15 protein-coding genes, 2 tRNA genes and 1 rRNA gene are annotated in these 15,620 nt (G+C 56.0%); 13 read left to right on the top strand and 5 right to left on the bottom strand.

Annotated features, from left to right (window positions below; translation table 11 throughout):
- Positions 1-62: 62 nt before the first annotated feature.
- The 3 genes from rrf (at position 63) to FOY93_RS21730 (ending at position 439) form a co-directional block, all read left to right on the top strand.
- Positions 63-178 (top strand): 5S ribosomal RNA (gene rrf, locus FOY93_RS21740).
- A gap of 55 nt (positions 179-233) precedes the next feature.
- Positions 234-310 (top strand) — tRNA-Asp (locus FOY93_RS21735).
- A 53-nt stretch (positions 311-363) separates the two neighbouring features.
- Positions 364-439, top strand: a tRNA-Trp gene (locus FOY93_RS21730).
- Between the two features lie 98 nt (positions 440-537).
- Here the strand turns inward: FOY93_RS21730 and hdfR are convergent.
- Positions 538-1,359 (bottom strand): HTH-type transcriptional regulator HdfR, encoded by an 822-nt coding sequence (gene hdfR, locus FOY93_RS21725; RefSeq protein WP_143345660.1) that lies wholly within the window; start codon positions 1,357-1,359, stop codon positions 538-540.
- Positions 1,360-1,477: 118 nt separating this feature from the next.
- Here hdfR and FOY93_RS21720 point away from each other — a divergent pair, with 118 nt between their 5' ends.
- Positions 1,478-1,816 carry a MaoP family protein gene (locus FOY93_RS21720; protein WP_008501577.1) on the top strand — a complete coding sequence of 113 codons (339 nt, stop codon included), beginning with the start codon at positions 1,478-1,480 and terminating at the stop codon, positions 1,814-1,816.
- 31 nt (positions 1,817-1,847) lie between these two features.
- Here FOY93_RS21720 and FOY93_RS21715 read toward each other — a convergent pair whose 3' ends face one another.
- Complete coding sequence (locus tag FOY93_RS21715) at positions 1,848-3,368, bottom strand: YifB family Mg chelatase-like AAA ATPase (RefSeq protein WP_143345659.1); 1,521 nt, start codon at positions 3,366-3,368, stop codon at positions 1,848-1,850.
- A 341-nt stretch (positions 3,369-3,709) separates the two neighbouring features.
- Between FOY93_RS21715 and ilvL the strand changes: the two genes are divergently transcribed.
- From ilvL to ilvA, 7 genes are all read left to right on the top strand, one after another.
- Positions 3,710-3,808 carry an ilv operon leader peptide gene (ilvL, locus tag FOY93_RS21710; protein ID WP_001311244.1) on the top strand — a complete coding sequence of 33 codons (99 nt, stop codon included), beginning with the start codon at positions 3,710-3,712 and terminating at the stop codon, positions 3,806-3,808.
- Between the two features lie 86 nt (positions 3,809-3,894).
- Positions 3,895-3,945, top strand: a complete 51-nt coding sequence (gene ilvX, locus FOY93_RS23630; RefSeq protein ID WP_166792073.1) for a peptide IlvX — start codon at positions 3,895-3,897, stop codon at positions 3,943-3,945.
- Between the two features lie 2 nt (positions 3,946-3,947).
- Positions 3,948-5,594 (top strand): acetolactate synthase 2 catalytic subunit, encoded by a 1,647-nt coding sequence (gene ilvG, locus FOY93_RS21705; protein WP_143345658.1) that lies wholly within the window; start codon positions 3,948-3,950, stop codon positions 5,592-5,594.
- Positions 5,591-5,854 carry an acetolactate synthase 2 small subunit gene (ilvM, locus tag FOY93_RS21700; RefSeq protein ID WP_059354681.1) on the top strand — a complete coding sequence of 88 codons (264 nt, stop codon included), beginning with the start codon at positions 5,591-5,593 and terminating at the stop codon, positions 5,852-5,854. Before ilvG ends, ilvM begins: the two co-directional genes overlap by 4 nt.
- A gap of 18 nt (positions 5,855-5,872) precedes the next feature.
- Positions 5,873-6,802, top strand: a complete 930-nt coding sequence (ilvE, locus tag FOY93_RS21695) for a branched-chain-amino-acid transaminase (RefSeq protein ID WP_127732610.1) — start codon at positions 5,873-5,875, stop codon at positions 6,800-6,802.
- A gap of 60 nt (positions 6,803-6,862) precedes the next feature.
- Positions 6,863-8,713 (top strand): dihydroxy-acid dehydratase, encoded by a 1,851-nt coding sequence (ilvD, locus tag FOY93_RS21690; protein ID WP_136196075.1) that lies wholly within the window; start codon positions 6,863-6,865, stop codon positions 8,711-8,713.
- A 2-nt stretch (positions 8,714-8,715) separates the two neighbouring features.
- Positions 8,716-10,260, top strand: a complete 1,545-nt coding sequence (ilvA, locus tag FOY93_RS21685) for a threonine ammonia-lyase, biosynthetic (protein WP_039267211.1) — start codon at positions 8,716-8,718, stop codon at positions 10,258-10,260.
- Here the strand turns inward: ilvA and ilvY are convergent.
- Positions 10,257-11,147: an HTH-type transcriptional activator IlvY gene (gene ilvY, locus FOY93_RS21680; protein ID WP_111963506.1), complete on the bottom strand. Its 891-nt coding sequence runs from the start codon at positions 11,145-11,147 to the stop codon at positions 10,257-10,259. The genes ilvA and ilvY overlap by 4 nt on opposite strands.
- A 152-nt stretch (positions 11,148-11,299) precedes the next feature.
- Here ilvY and ilvC point away from each other — a divergent pair, with 152 nt between their 5' ends.
- Entirely contained in the window at positions 11,300-12,775 is a 1,476-nt protein-coding gene (ilvC, locus tag FOY93_RS21675; RefSeq protein ID WP_021242831.1) for a ketol-acid reductoisomerase, read from the top strand.
- Between the two features lie 93 nt (positions 12,776-12,868).
- On the opposite strand, the gene ppiC (FOY93_RS21670) is transcribed toward ilvC, so the two are convergent.
- A complete protein-coding gene (gene ppiC, locus FOY93_RS21670) occupies positions 12,869-13,150 on the bottom strand; it encodes a peptidylprolyl isomerase PpiC (RefSeq protein WP_023309650.1) in 282 nt (93 codons plus the stop codon).
- A 50-nt stretch (positions 13,151-13,200) separates the two neighbouring features.
- Entirely contained in the window at positions 13,201-13,482 is a 282-nt protein-coding gene (ppiC, locus tag FOY93_RS21665) for a peptidylprolyl isomerase PpiC (protein ID WP_004886860.1), read from the bottom strand.
- A gap of 112 nt (positions 13,483-13,594) precedes the next feature.
- Between ppiC (FOY93_RS21665) and rep the strand changes: the two genes are divergently transcribed.
- Positions 13,595-15,619 carry a DNA helicase Rep gene (gene rep, locus FOY93_RS21660; protein WP_115877002.1) on the top strand — a complete coding sequence of 675 codons (2,025 nt, stop codon included), beginning with the start codon at positions 13,595-13,597 and terminating at the stop codon, positions 15,617-15,619.
- Position 15,620 lies beyond the last annotated feature (1 nt).

The following is a 15,620-nucleotide window of genomic DNA, read 5'->3' as shown; positions in this document are numbered from 1 at the left end:
AAGATGTTTTGGCGAAGAGACAGAACAATCAATTTCAGCCTGATACAGATTAACAGAATTTGCCTGGCGGCTTTAGCGCGGTGGTCCCACCTGACCCCATGCCGAACTCAGAAGTGAAACGCCGTAGCGCCGATGGTAGTGTGGGGTCTCCCCATGTGAGAGTAGGGAACTGCCAGGCATCAAATTAAGTAGTAAGCCGGTGCATAAATCCGGTGGTTACAGCAGTCTTCGGTGGAGCGGTAGTTCAGTCGGTTAGAATACCTGCCTGTCACGCAGGGGGTCGCGGGTTCGAGTCCCGTCCGTTCCGCCACTTATTAAGACATTAAGCCTGCCTTTTTGGCAGGCTTAATGGCAAAAAACTTTAGGGGCGTAGCTCAGTTGGTAGAGCACCGGTCTCCAAAACCGGGTGTCGCGAGTTCGAGTCTCTCCGCCCCTGCCATATATAATCCTTTGCTTCGGCAAAGGATTTTTTTTGCCTGAAATCCAGCAAAAAGGCCTCTTCTTAATATTCAGCCAGCATTTCTGCTGGCTGATGTATCAATCCATTACATTGATTTTTAACAGATCTTTTATCTGTGCTTGCTTATCACTGTTTTGCAGCCAAATTGCATACAGCGGTCTGGTAAGCGTGGTGGAATCCATCACCGTATGCAGCCCCGCTTTAGCGTCTGCCCAGCGAACAGGTAACCAGGTACATCCTCTCAGCAAGGGCAGTTGCTGACAGGCGATCTCCGCAGAGCTGGTTGTTAACTGTGGAACATCATCAGGTGCAATCAATCCAGTCTCATGCTGCTGAAAATCTGGCCCCCATTCCAGGCGCAAATAGGTCAGATCTGCCTTCATCATCGAAGGTTCAGAGGCATAAAGCGCCAGACCAAACTGGCCTACAATCTGGCTGCTAAATTCGTCCATCTTGGGGGCTTCAGTTGTGATCAGAAGATCAAGCTGACGCTCATGAAGCTGCTTAACCAGCGACTGCCGTTGCGCAATTCTCGCTTCAAATTGCAGGTGGCCGTGTGAATGATATAGCTGGGTAAGCCACTGACTTAGCATACATTCCCACAGAGAAGCGCTGGCCCCAATCGAGAACTCATTATGCCTCGAAGTATGCGCCACCTCTTTACGTGCTGCCTGCCAGGTATTCATGAGCGTTTCTGCGTACGGCAGCAGTTTCTCACCGGCAGGCGTTAAGCGAATATTGTTACGATGGCGAGTAAAAAGATTCACACCCAGTTGATTTTCCAGCTGTCGAATACGAAAACTGACTGCTGACTGCGTCAGGTAAAGGGCTTCAGCTGCTCGCCCAAAGTGGCGTGTTCTGCTCACTTCAAGGAAAGTTTTAAGCAATTCCGTATCCACATCTTTCTCCGCAAAATTATTTGTCGTTATGATTTAAATGTTTTGTTTTACACTCTGTCAAGCGTAACTAATACTCCGCGCCATAAATAGCTCGGCCAAAGAATTAGGAGCGTGTAGGATGGCGGAAAGCTTTACGACGACTAATCGTTTTTTCGACAATAAACATTATCCGCGCGGGTTCTCTCGTCACGGCGATTTCACCATCAAAGAAGCTCAACTGCTTGAGCGTCATGGTTATGCCTTTAACGAGCTGGATCTGGGTAAGCGTGAACCTGCGACCGAAGACGAAAAACAGTTTGTTTCCGTTTGCCGTGGTGAGCGTGAGCCTCAGTCTGAAGCGGAACGTGTGTGGATCAAGTATATGGCACGCATTAAGCGTCCAAAGCGCTTCCATACGCTGTCTGGCGGCAAGCCGCAGATGGAAGGTGCAGAAGACTACACCGAGTCTGATGATTAAAATGAAGAGAAGGGGCTACGGCCCCTTTTTTTTATGCCAGCAACTTCTGCAGATGCAGCAGCAAACGATCGATAGCGCGGTAGCTCAGCGCCTCCTGCAAATGCTTTCTCTCAATGTCAGTGCACCCCTCCACGTCAGCAATGGTTCTGGCCACTTTTAGCAAACGCTGCCACGCACGTATAGACAGCCCAAAGCGCGTCAACGTCTCCTCAAGCCATCCCGCATCCTCACTGTTAAGGGAACAAAACTGCCGGATCCCGGCATTATCCAGCCGGGCATTTAGCCTGTTCTGACGAGCATACTGTCGCGTCTGGGCCGCAATCACCCGCTCGCGTACATCAGCTGAGCTTTCACCCGTGATACCCGTCTGCCTGAGCAGACCCGGCGGAGGAAGGGGGATTTCGAGGGATAAATCGAAACGGTCAAGGAACGGGCCGGATAACTTACCCAGATAGCGCAACGTTTGCTCCGGCGTACAGCGGTTATGGTTGCCCTGGTAGTGGCCCGTCGGGCTGGGATTCATCGCCGCGACCAGCTGAAACTGCGCGGGATAGCTTATTTTGGCCCGCGTGCGCGAGATATGTATTTCGCCAGATTCAATAGGTTCTCTCAGTGCATCCAGCACGCGGCGCTCAAACTCGGGCAGCTCATCGAGAAATAGAATTCCATTATGGGCCAGTGAGATCTCTCCCGGCCCGGGGATAGACCCGCCGCCGACCATTGCGGTCAGTGAAGCGCTATGATGTGGGGAACGAAAAGGGCGACGGCGCCACTGTTTTTGCAACGATGCAGAACTGATGAGGCTATATATGGCAGCGCTTTCCAGCGCTTCATGATTATTGAGCGGTGGAAGCAATCCACTCAACCTGCTCGCCAGCATCGTTTTCCCCGTACCTGGTGGACCAATCAACAGAAGATTGTGCCCACCTGCGGCCGTAATCTCCAGCGCCCGTTTCCCTTGCTCCTGCCCCATAATCTCGCTGAGATCCTCCGGGACGTCGGTCATAACATCGTCACACTCCTCCGGCTCGGACAGTTCATGTCGTCCTTCCAGCCAGGCACAAACTTCCTGTAAATGTCCCGCGATGAGGCATCCTTTCTCGTTGATAAGACTCACTTCTGATGCATTTTCATTTGCGACAATGATTTGCCGCCCGGCACGTATGGCCTCCAGCGCTCCTGATATCGCACCGGGAACGCCTCTTAACGCGCCTGTGAGCGCGAGTTCACCCACGAACTCATACGAGCCTAGCCTTGTCGTATTAAGCTGCTCAGAAGCCGCGAGAAGGGCAATTGCGATAGGTAAATCGTATCGTCCCCCCTCTTTAGGCAGATCGGCGGGAGCAAGGTTGATGGTGATCTTCTTCGCAGGGAAGGTATAACCGCTATTTATTATTGCGCTGCGAACGCGATCCCTGGCCTCTTTAACCGTCGTTTCAGGTAAGCCGACAAGCGTGAGCCCGGGTAGCCCATTACTCAAATGAACCTCAACTGAAACAAGCGGTGCCTTTACCCCGAGAGCCGCACGCGTATAAACAACTGACAGTGACATTTGCACTACCTCCTGGGGTGACTATGCCAGCGCCTTTTTTGTCTGTTTAGCGTCATTTTGCTGATTTACGCCGCCTGTTCAGAGATTTTAAGCGCACGCTGAAACAATTGCATAACCGTGGAAGCTTCCTCGCAGAATGTAAAAAGCCCCGTTTTGACGTTAAGAACTGCAGTAAAAAAATGAAAAATATTCATTTTCTAATTTCTTTATATAAAACAAAGCTTTTAAGAAATATGATTCGCTGCCTAATCAAATCCGTCATAAATAAATCTTGTGTTTGATTTAAAAACTGTGATAACTCTTTAGGTATTCCTTCGAACAAGATGCAAAAAGAACTGAAAATGACAGCCCTTCTACGAGTGATTAGCCTGGTCGTGATTAGCGTGGTGGTGATTATTATCCCACCGTGCGGGGCTGCACTTGGACGAGGAAAGGCTTAGAAATCAAGCCTTAACGAACTAAGACCCCCGCACCGAAAGGTCCGGGGGTTTTTTTATGACTAAAAAACGTAAATGAGGAGCAGAGAATGACGACTAGCACAAAATTCTGTTTCTCCCGATTTATGACGGGGAACTAACTATGAATGGGGCACAGTGGGTAGTACATGCGTTGCGCGCGCAGGGAGTCGAGACAGTATTCGGTTATCCAGGTGGCGCAATTATGCCGATTTACGATGCACTGTATGACGGCGGCGTGGAACATCTCTTGTGCCGACACGAGCAGGGCGCAGTGATGGCGGCCATTGGCTACGCCCGCGCGACCGGCAAAACCGGCGTGTGTATGGCGACGTCAGGCCCGGGCGCAACTAACCTCATCACCGGCCTGGCTGACGCGCTGCTGGACTCTGTTCCCGTTGTTGCCATCACCGGGCAGGTGGCGTCTCCGTTCATCGGTACCGACGCTTTTCAGGAAGTCGATGTACTGGGTTTATCGCTGGCCTGCACCAAACATAGTTTCCTCGTTCAGTCTCTGGAAGAGCTGCCGCGCGTAATGGCAGAAGCGTTCGAAGTGGCCAGCTCAGGCCGTCCTGGTCCGGTTCTGGTCGATATCCCGAAAGATATCCAGGTGACACCTGGCGATCTGGAACCCCACTTCTCCACCGTTGAAAGCGACGACGCGTTTCCGCATGCGGAAGTTGAAGAGGCCCGTCAGATGATGGCGCAGGCGAAACAGCCGATGCTGTACGTCGGCGGTGGCGTCGGGATGGCGCAGGCCGTTCCCGCCCTGCGTGAATTTATTGCGGTAACGCAAATACCTGCCACCTGCACGCTGAAAGGGTTGGGTGCGGTAGATGCAGACTACCCGTACTATCTGGGCATGCTGGGGATGCACGGCACCAAAGCGGCAAACCTGGCGGTGCAGGAGTGCGATCTGCTCATCGCCGTAGGTGCCCGTTTTGACGACCGCGTCACCGGCAAGCTGAATACCTTTGCGCCGAACGCTAAAGTCATCCATATGGATATCGACCCGGCGGAAATGAACAAGCTGCGTCAGGCGCACGTTGCGCTGCAGGGCGATCTCAGCGCGCTGTTACCGGCATTGCAGAAGCCGCTGGATATCAACGCATGGCGTCAGCACACCGCCGATATGCGCGCCGAGCACGCATGGCGTTACGATCACCCCGGCGAGGCCATCTACGCGCCGCTGCTGTTGAAGCAGTTGTCGGATCGCAAACCTGCTGATAGCGTCGTCACCACCGACGTCGGCCAGCACCAGATGTGGTCCGCGCAGCATATGACCTACACCCGCCCGGAAAATTTCATCACCTCCAGCGGGTTAGGGACGATGGGCTTCGGTCTGCCAGCAGCCGTTGGCGCGCAGGTCGCCCGCCCGAACGATACCGTTATCTGTATCTCCGGTGACGGCTCCTTCATGATGAACGTCCAGGAGCTCGGCACCGTTAAACGCAAGCAGTTGCCGCTGAAAATCGTCTTGCTCGACAACCAGCGTTTAGGGATGGTTCGCCAGTGGCAACAGCTGTTCTTCCAGGAGCGCTACAGCGAAACGACTCTCACCGATAACCCCGATTTCCTCACCCTGGCCAGCGCCTTTGGCATCCCTGGCCAGCACATCACCCGTAAAGATCAGGTTGAAGCGGCGCTCGACACCATGCTGAACAGCGATGGACCTTACCTGCTTCATGTCTCAATCGACGAACTCGAGAACGTCTGGCCGCTGGTACCACCTGGTGCCAGTAACTCACAAATGATGGAGAAATTATCATGATGCAGCATCAGGTCGCCGTACAGGCTCGCTTCAACCCGGAAACTTTAGAACGCGTTTTGCGTGTGGTGCGTCATCGTGGTTTTCAGATTTGCTCTATGAATATGGAGACAGCCACTGACGCCCGGAATATCAGTATCGAATTAACCGTTGCCAGCCCGCGGCCGGTCGACTTACTGTTTAGTCAGTTATCAAAGCTGGTAGACGTTGCCCATGTTGCCATCTGCCAGAGCACAACCACATCACAACAAATCCGCGCTTAAGCGTGACAGGACGAAAAAATGACGACAAAAAAAGCTGATTACATTTGGTTCAACGGTGAGATGGTTCGCTGGGAGGACGCGAAGGTCCACGTGATGTCCCACGCGCTGCACTACGGTACCTCCGTGTTTGAAGGCATCCGCTGCTACGATTCTCACAAAGGGCCAGTGGTGTTCCGCCATCGCGAACACATGCAGCGTCTGCATGACTCAGCCAAAATTTATCGTTTCCCGGTATCTCAGAGCGTTGATGAGCTGATGGAAGCCTGCCGCGACGTGATCCGTAAGAACAACCTCACCAGCGCCTATATTCGTCCGCTGGTCTTCGTGGGTGACGTCGGTATGGGCGTGAACCCGCCGGCCGGCTATACCACTGATGTGATCATTGCCGCGTTCCCGTGGGGTGCTTACCTGGGTGCTGAAGCCCTGGAGCAGGGGATCGACGCAATGGTCTCTTCCTGGAACCGCGTTGCGCCAAACACCATCCCGACCGCCGCGAAAGCGGGCGGTAACTACCTCTCTTCATTGCTGGTCGGCAGCGAAGCGCGCCGTCACGGTTACCAGGAAGGCATCGCGCTCGATGTGAATGGCTACATCTCAGAAGGCGCAGGTGAAAACCTGTTTGAAGTGAAAGACGGCATTCTGTTTACGCCACCATTCACCTCCTCCGCGCTGCCGGGCATCACCCGTGACGCCATCATCAAGCTGGCGAAAGACCTGGGTATCGAAGTGCGCGAGCAGGTGCTGTCCCGCGAATCCCTGTACCTGGCCGATGAAGTGTTTATGTCCGGTACCGCGGCTGAAATCACCCCGGTGCGCAGCGTAGACGGTATTCAGGTGGGCGAAGGCCGCTGTGGCCCGGTCACCAAACGCATTCAGAAAGCGTTCTTTGGCCTCTTCACCGGCGAAACAGAAGATAAATACGGCTGGTTGGATCAGGTTAATCACTAAGCATAAATTTGGGACGGCACGCACCGTCCCATTACATAGTCAGACGGGAGTCAATAAAGCATGCCTAAGTATCGTTCAGCCACCACCACCCACGGCCGCAACATGGCGGGTGCCCGCGCGCTGTGGCGCGCCACTGGAATGACCGACGCCGATTTCGGTAAGCCGATTATCGCCGTGGTGAACTCCTTCACCCAGTTCGTACCGGGCCACGTGCACCTGCGCGATCTGGGTAAATTGGTAGCCGAGCAAATCGAAGCCTCCGGCGGCGTGGCGAAAGAGTTCAACACCATTGCGGTCGATGACGGTATCGCGATGGGTCACGGGGGCATGCTCTATTCACTGCCGTCGCGCGAGCTGATCGCCGACTCCGTAGAGTATATGGTTAACGCCCACTGCGCCGATGCCATGGTCTGTATCTCCAACTGCGACAAAATCACCCCGGGGATGCTGATGGCTTCCCTGCGTCTGAATATTCCGGTGATCTTCGTCTCCGGTGGCCCAATGGAAGCGGGGAAAACCAAGCTCTCCGACAAAATCATCAAGCTCGACCTGGTCGATGCGATGATCCAGGGCGCGGACCCGAAAGTCTCTGACGAGCAGAGCGATCAGGTGGAACGCTCCGCGTGTCCGACCTGCGGCTCCTGTTCCGGTATGTTCACGGCGAACTCCATGAACTGCCTGACCGAAGCGCTGGGCCTGTCTCAGCCGGGCAACGGCTCGCTGCTGGCGACCCACGCCGACCGTAAGCAGCTGTTCCTCAACGCCGGTAAGCGCATCGTTGAGCTGACCAAGCGCTACTACGAGCAGGATGATGCCAGCGCGCTGCCGCGCAGCATTGCCAGTAAAGCCGCGTTCGAAAACGCCATGACGCTGGATATCGCCATGGGCGGTTCCACCAATACCGTTCTGCACCTGCTGGCTGCCGCACAGGAAGCCGAAATCGACTTCACCATGAGCGATATCGACAAGCTGTCCCGCAAAGTGCCGCAGCTGTGTAAGGTCGCACCAAGTACCCAGAAGTACCACATGGAAGACGTGCACCGTGCTGGTGGTGTAATCGGTATTTTGGGCGAGCTGGATCGCGCCGGGCTGCTGAACCGTGACGTGAAAAACGTGCTCGGGCTGACGCTGCCGGAATCGCTGGACCAGTTCGACGTGATGCTGACCAAAGACGAGGCGGTGAAAAAAATGTTCCGCGCCGGTCCTGCCGGTATTCGTACCACGCAGGCCTTCTCCCAGGATTGCCGCTGGGACACGCTGGACGATGACCGCGCCGAAGGCTGCATCCGCTCGCTGGAACACGCCTACAGCAAAGACGGCGGCCTGGCCGTGCTGTACGGAAACTTTGCGGAAAACGGCTGCATCGTGAAAACCGCAGGCGTGGACGACAGCATCCTGAAATTCACCGGTCCGGCGAAGGTGTACGAAAGCCAGGATGAAGCGGTAGACGCCATCCTTGGCGGTAAAGTGGTTGAAGGCGACGTGGTTGTCATTCGCTACGAAGGGCCGAAAGGCGGTCCGGGCATGCAGGAGATGCTCTACCCAACCACCTTCCTGAAATCGATGGGCCTCGGTAAAGCCTGCGCGCTGATCACCGACGGGCGTTTCTCCGGCGGTACTTCCGGCCTCTCTATCGGCCACGTTTCCCCGGAAGCGGCAAGCGGCGGCAACATTGCCATCATCGAAGACGGCGATCTGATCGAAATCGACATTCCGAATCGCGGCATTCAGCTCAAGCTGAGTGACCAGGAGATCGCAGCCCGTCGTGAAGCGCAGGAAGCGCGCGGCGACAAAGCCTGGACGCCCAAAGATCGCCAGCGCGAAGTTTCCTTTGCCCTGCGCGCCTACGCGAGCCTTGCCACCAGTGCAGATAAAGGCGCGGTGCGCGATAAATCGAAACTCGGGGGCTAACGATGGCCGAGTCACAACCCTTATCCGCCGCCCCTGAGGGGGCGGAATATCTCAGGGCGGTGCTGCGCGCACCGGTCTATGAAGCCGTGCAGGTCACGCCCCTGCAGAAAATGGAAAAGCTCTCTTCGCGCCTCGACAACGTCATTCTGGTGAAGCGCGAAGACCGCCAGCCGGTGCACAGCTTCAAGCTGCGCGGTGCCTACGCGATGATGGCCGGACTGACCGATGAGCAAAAAGCGCGCGGCGTGATTACCGCGTCGGCGGGCAACCACGCGCAGGGCGTGGCGTTCTCGTCTGCTCGTCTGGGGCTGAAAGCGCTGATCGTGATGCCGGTTGCTACCGCAGACATCAAGGTCGACGCGGTGCGCGGTTTCGGCGGTGAAGTATTACTCCACGGGGCTAACTTTGACGAAGCAAAAGCCAAAGCGATTGAGCTGGCGCAGCAGCAGGGTTTCACCTGGGTGCCGCCGTTCGACCACCCGATGGTGATTGCCGGGCAGGGCACGCTGGCGCTGGAGCTGCTGCAGCAGGATGCCCATCTCGACCGCGTCTTTGTTCCGGTGGGCGGCGGTGGCTTAGCCGCAGGCGTGGCGGTGCTGATCAAACAGCTGATGCCGCAGATCAAAGTCATTGCCGTGGAAGCGGAAGATTCTGCCTGCCTGAAAGCGGCGCTGGATGCCGGGCATCCGGTAGACCTGCCGCGCGTCGGGCTGTTTGCCGAGGGCGTGGCGGTGAAGCGTATTGGCGACGAAACCTTCCGCCTGTGCCGGGAATATCTCGACGATATCGTCACGGTGGATAGCGATGCGATCTGCGCGGCGATGAAGGATCTCTTCGAAGACGTTCGTGCGGTGGCGGAACCGTCCGGCGCTCTGGCGCTGGCGGGCATGAAAAAATACATCGCGCAGCACAACATTCGCGGCGAGCGTCTGGCGCACGTGCTTTCTGGTGCCAACGTGAACTTCCACGGTCTGCGCTACGTGTCCGAGCGCTGCGAGCTGGGCGAACAGCGTGAAGCGCTGCTGGCGGTGACCATTCCGGAAGAGAAGGGCAGCTTCCTGAAGTTCTGTCAGCTGCTGGGCGGCCGTTCGGTGACGGAATTTAACTACCGCTTTGCCGATGCCAAAGATGCCTGCATTTTTGTCGGCGTGCGTCTGAGCCGTGGCGTGGAGGAGCGTAAAGAGATCCTTAACCTGCTGCATGAAGGCGGCTATAGCGTAGTCGATCTCTCCGACGATGAGATGGCGAAGCTGCACGTGCGCTACATGGTCGGCGGGCGTCCATCGAAGCCGCTCAGGGAACGCCTGTTCAGCTTTGAGTTCCCGGAATCGCCTGGCGCGCTGCTCAAGTTCCTGCACACGCTGGGCACGCACTGGAACATCTCCCTTTTCCACTACCGCAGCCACGGCACCGACTACGGCCGCGTGCTGGCGGCGTTTGAACTGGGCGAGCACGAGCCGGATTTCGAAACGCGGCTGAACGAGCTGGGCTATGAGTGTCACGATGAAACCCATAACCCGGCGTTCAGGTTCTTCCTGGCAGGTTAGTGGTTTGGCAATATCGTCCAGAACGCATCAATAAGCGGCTCATGCAGCCGCTTTTTTTGTGCGCACACGCCAAGCTCAAACGGCGTTTTCTCATCGCTGCGCTCCAGAATCATCACGCGATTGCGCACCGGTTCCGGGCTATTTTCCAGCACCACCTCCGGCAGCAGCGCCACGCCGCAGCCGAGCGCCACCATCGACACCATTGCCTCATGGCCGCTGACCGTGGCGTAAATCGACGGGTTGCTGATTTTCTGGCGGCGGAACCACAGCTCAATACGACGGCGCACCGGCCCCTGATCGGCCATGATAAACGGTACCGTGGACCAGTCCGGTTTTTCCACCGACACCTGGTTACGCACCGGGCAGGGCAGCGCCGGGGCAATGAGTACCACCGCCAGATTCTCCAGCATGGAGAATGCCACCGCGCCCGGCAGGGTTTCAGGTTTCCCGGCAATGGCGAGATCCGCTTCGCCCGTCACCACTTTTTCCATTGCGTCGGAGGCATCGCCGGTGGTGAGCTTAATTTCAACCGACGGATGCGCCGCGCGGAAGCGGTCAAGGATGGGTGGCAGATGGCTGTAGGCGGCGGTCACGGAGCAAAAAATATGCAGCTCGCCGGAAAGTGACGGCCCCTGCTGGTCAATCGAGTGCCGCAGCTGCTGGTACTGCAGCAGCGTCTGCTGGGCAAAAATGCGTAGCTCTTCGCCCGCTTCCGTGAGGGTGACGGTGCGGTTGTCGCGCACGAACAGGGGCTGGCCGAGGTCTTCCTCAAGGCGCTGGATCTGGCGTGAAAGCGTGGAGGGGCTAACGTGCATCGCCCGGGCGCTGCGGCCAAAATGACGGCTTTCCGTCAGGTGCAGGAACATTTTCAGATCGCGTAAATCCACCGATTCCACTCCCTCTTTTTACATTGCAAAAATTGCAACATGACGTTGTGAATATATCAATTTCCGCAATAAATTTCCTGTTGTAATGTGGATACATTCTCGCTGAAACGCGAACCGAACAATAAGACACACAACATCACGAGGTATCACCCATGGCTAACTACTTTAATACACTGAACTTGCGCCAGCAGCTGGCGCAGCTGGGCAAATGCCGCTTCATGGCGCGCGACGAATTTGCCGATGGCGCGAGCTACCTTCAGGGTAAAAAAGTGGTCATCGTCGGCTGTGGCGCACAGGGTCTGAACCAGGGCCTGAACATGCGTGACTCCGGTCTGGATATCTCCTACGCCCTGCGCAAAGAAGCGATTGCCGAGAAGCGTGCTTCCTGGCGTAAAGCGACCGAAAACGGCTTCAAAGTGGGTACCTACGAAGAGCTGATCCCGCAGGCGGATCTGGTAGTTAACCTGACCCCGGACAAGCAGCACTCAGACGTTGTGCGTTCCGTACAGCCGCTGATGAAAGACGGAGCGGCGCTGGGTTACTCCCACGGCTTCAACATCGTTGAAGTGGGCGAGCAGATCCGTAAAGACATCACCGTGGTGATGGTTGCACCGAAGTGCCCGGGTACCGAAGTTCGTGAAGAGTACAAGCGTGGCTTCGGCGTGCCGACCCTGATCGCGGTTCACCCGGAAAACGATCCGAAAGGTGAAGGCATGGCGATTGCCAAAGCATGGGCAGCGGCGACCGGCGGTCACCGTGCTGGCGTGCTGGAATCGTCCTTCGTTGCCGAAGTGAAATCTGACCTGATGGGCGAGCAGACCATTCTGTGCGGCATGCTGCAGGCCGGTTCTCTGCTGTGCTTCGATAAGCTGGTGGAAGAGGGTACCGACCCGGCATATGCGGAAAAACTGATTCAGTTCGGCTGGGAAACCATCACCGAAGCGCTGAAGCAGGGCGGTATTACGCTGATGATGGACCGTCTGTCCAACCCGGCAAAACTGCGTGCTTACGCGCTGTCTGAACAGCTGAAAACCATCATGGCACCGCTGTTCCAGAAACACATGGATGACATTATCTCCGGCGAATTCTCTTCCGGCATGATGGCGGACTGGGCGAACGACGATAAGAAACTGCTGACCTGGCGTGAAGAGACCGGTAAAACTGCGTTCGAAACCGCGCCACAGTACGAAGGTAAAATCGGCGAGCAGGAGTACTTCGATAAAGGGGTGCTGATGATCGCGATGGTGAAAGCAGGCGTTGAGCTGGCGTTCGAAACCATGGTGGATTCCGGCATCATCGAAGAGTCCGCTTACTACGAATCACTGCACGAGCTGCCGCTGATTGCGAACACCATCGCCCGTAAGCGTCTGTACGAAATGAACGTGGTTATCTCTGATACCGCGGAATACGGTAACTACCTGTTCTCTTACGCCTGCGTACCGCTGCTGAAAGAGTTTATGACTACTCTGCAGACTGGCGATCTGGGTAAAGCGATTGCAGAAGGTGCCGTGGACAACGCGCAGCTGCGCGATGTGAACGAAGCCATTCGCAGCCACCAGATCGAGAAAGTGGGTCACAAATTGCGTGGCTACATGACCGATATGAAGCGCATCGCGGTAGCGGGTTAACAACAGGGGCGGGCTGATGCCCTCACCCCGCCCCTCTCCCACAGGGAGAGGGTGCAAACATTAAAGGCCTTCTCTAAGAGAAGGCCTTGCTGTTTATTTCCGGTACAGCACTTTAATGATGTGATAACCAAACTGGGTATGCAGCGGGCCGGTTGGCTCCAGCACCGGGCAGGAGAACACCACTTTATCGAACGCCGGAACCATCTGACCCTGGCGGAACTCACCCAGATCGCCGCCGCGTTTGCCTGACGGGCAGATGGAGTGCTTCTTCGCCAGCTTCCCGAAGTCGGCACCGTTTTTAATCTGCTCCAGAAGATCTAAAGCCAGTTTCTCTTCTTTAACGAGAATGTGCACTGCTGCTGCTGTTTTTGCCATGATCGTGCCTTGAATAGGTTGAAATAAATCGGGGCGCAATATACCACGCGTCAGCGGCGATAAAGCACCTTAATGATATGGTAGCCAAATTTGGTTTTTACCGGGCCGTAGGGCTTCAGAAGCGGGCAGCTAAAGACCGCCTGATCGAACGGGCCGACCATCGCACCTTGTTGAAACTCGCCGAGATCCCCACCATTGCGCCCGGAAGGGCATTTAGAGTAGCGCTTCGCCAGATGATCAAAGCTGATGCCGCGCTCCAGCTTGGCCAGGATCTCCTGGGCCAGTTTCTCTTCTTTTACCAGAATATGCAGGGCTGCTGCGGTCTTTTTCATGGTTCTGCTCTACGGGTTAAACGCGATTTCTCCACTTTATCATTAGCCGGTAAATCTGCGCCCGGCTTTCTGCTACAATCCACACCCCGTTCGAAGATTGAGCAACACTCCCATGCGTTTAAACCCTGGACAACAACAAGCGGTCGAATTCGTTACTGGACCATGCCTGGTGCTGGCAGGGGCCGGTTCGGGTAAAACCCGTGTGATCACCAACAAGATCGCCCATCTGATCCGCAATTGCGGGTATCAGGCGCGACACATTGCGGCGGTCACCTTTACCAATAAAGCGGCGCGTGAGATGAAAGAGCGCGTCGGTCAGACGCTTGGCCGTAAAGAAGCGCGCGGCCTGATGATCTCCACCTTCCACACGCTGGGGCTGGATATCATCAAACGCGAGTATGCGGCGCTGGGAATGAAGTCCAACTTCTCCCTCTTCGATGACACCGACCAGGTGGCGTTGCTCAAAGAGCTCACCGAGGGGCTGATCGAAGATGACAAAGTGCTGTTGCAGCAGCTGATCTCGACGATCTCGAACTGGAAAAACGATCTGATGACCCCGGCGCAGGCCGCGGCGATCGCCAAAGGCGAACGGGATCGGATCTTCGCCCACTGCTACGGTCTGTACGATGCGCATATGAAAGCGTGCAACGTGCTGGACTTTGACGACCTGATCCTGCTGCCCACGCTGCTGCTGCAGCGCAATGAAGAGGTGCGCGAGCGCTGGCAGAATAAAATCCGCTACCTGCTGGTGGATGAATATCAGGACACCAACACCAGTCAGTACGAGCTGGTGAAGCTGCTGGTGGGGAATCGGGCGCGTTTCACCGTGGTAGGCGACGACGATCAGTCAATTTACTCCTGGCGCGGCGCGCGTCCACAAAACCTGGTGCTGCTGAGCAAAGATTTCCCGGCGCTGCAGGTGATTAAACTCGAGCAAAACTACCGCTCCTCCGGTCGTATCCTGAAGGCGGCAAACATCCTGATTGCCAATAACCCGCACGTATTCGAGAAGCGTCTCTTCTCCGAACTGGGCTACGGAACGGAGCTGAAAGTGCTCAGCGCCAACAATGAGGATCATGAAGCGGAGCGAGTCACGGGAGAACTCATCGCTCACCACTTCGTCAACAAAACCGAATATAAGGATTACGCGATCCTCTATCGCGGTAACCACCAGTCGCGCGTCTTTGAAAAGATGCTGATGCAGAACCGCATTCCGTACAAAATTTCGGGCGGCACGTCGTTCTTCTCACGACCAGAAATCAAAGACCTGCTGGCTTATCTGCGCGTGCTCACTAACCCGGATGACGACAGCGCGTTTCTGCGTATTGTGAATACGCCAAAACGCGAGATAGGCCCGGCGACGCTGCAAAAGCTCGGCGAGTGGGCGATGACCCGCAACAAAAGTATGTTTACTGCCAGCTTTGACATGGGGCTGAGCCAGACGTTAACCGGGCGTGGCTATGACTCGTTAACCCGCTTCACCCACTGGCTCGGCGAAGTACAGCGTCTCGCGGAGCGCGAGCCGGTGGCTGCAGTGCGCGATCTCATTCACGGCATCGACTATGAGTCCTGGCTGTATGAAACCTCAGCCAGCCCGAAGGCGGCTGAGATGCGCATGAAGAACGTTAACCAGCTTTTCAGCTGGATGACCGAAATGCTGGAGGGCTCTGAAATCGACGAGCCTATGACCCTGACGCAGGTCGTCACCCGCTTTACCCTGCGCGACATGATGGAGCGCGGTGAGAGCGAAGAAGAGGCCGATCAGGTTCAGCTCATGACGCTGCATGCGTCAAAAGGGCTGGAGTTTCCGTATGTCTATCTGGTTGGTATGGAAGAGGGATTGTTGCCGCACCAGAGCAGCATTGATGAAGATAACGTCGATGAGGAGCGCCGCCTGGCCTACGTGGGGATCACCCGCGCGCAGAAAGAGCTGACGTTCACGCTGTGTAAAGAGCGCCGCCAGTATGGCGAACTCGTCCGCCCGGAGCCGAGTCGTTTCCTGCTGGAACTGCCGCAGGATGACCTGATCTGGGAGCAGGAGCGCAAAGTGATTACCGCGGAAGAGCGGATGCACAAGGGGCAGGCTAACGTGGCGAACATTCGCGCCATGCTGGCTAAAGCCAAAGAGAAAGGATAAT

Origin of the sequence: Enterobacter sp. 18A13, assembly GCF_007035975.1 — a bacterium.
Classification (GTDB): domain Bacteria; phylum Pseudomonadota; class Gammaproteobacteria; order Enterobacterales; family Enterobacteriaceae; genus Enterobacter; species Enterobacter vonholyi.
The sequence above is the reverse complement of the archived record's forward strand: the minus strand, read 5'-3'. Positions and strand labels throughout refer to the sequence as shown.